Genomic DNA, 626 nt, shown 5'->3' with positions numbered 1-626 from the left:
GGTCCCTCCTCGCATCAGGTGTCCGCGTGGGTGCGGGACGCGATCGACGAGACGCTCGCGGCGCTCGATCCCGAGGGGCCTCCCACGGGCGGCGTCGCGCACTCCGGGACGCTCGATCCGAAGGTCACCGGCTGTCTCCCCACCCTGACCGGGGACGCGACGCGCATGGCGCAGGTGTTCCTCGAAGGGGCCAAGGAGTACGTCGCGGTGCTGGAGCTCCACGCGTCGCCCCCGAGCGACTTCCGCGAGGTGGTCGCGGAGTTCGAGAGCGAAATCTACCAGAAGCCGCCGCGGAAGAGCGCCGTGAGCCGTCGGCTGCGCACGCGGACGGTCCACGACCTCGACGTGCTGGAAGCCGCCGACCGGAAGGCCCTCCTCCGGATCCGGTGTGAGTCGGGGACGTACGTCCGAAAGCTGTGCCACGACGTCGGACTCGCGACCGGCGTCGGCGCGCACATGGGCCACCTCCGACGGACCGCCACCGACCCGTTCGACGACCGCGACCTGCGGACGCTCCAAGACCTCGTCGACGCGCTCGCGTGGGCCGAAGACGGCAACGACGCGTTCCTCCGCGACGTGGTCCGCCCCGCCGAGGACGCCCTGACGCACCTCCCGCGGTAACGGTC

Annotated in this window: 1 pseudogene; it reads left to right on the top strand. The window is 71.9% G+C overall.

Annotated elements, in window-relative coordinates:
• A pseudogene (locus tag BN903_RS03720) lies at positions 1–615 on the top strand (RNA-guided pseudouridylation complex pseudouridine synthase subunit Cbf5); the annotation flags it as partial.
• Between the last annotated feature and the right edge of the window lie 11 nt (positions 616–626).

This window comes from Halorubrum sp. AJ67, assembly GCF_000513435.1.
This window is presented reverse-complemented; position numbering and strand designations above follow the sequence as displayed.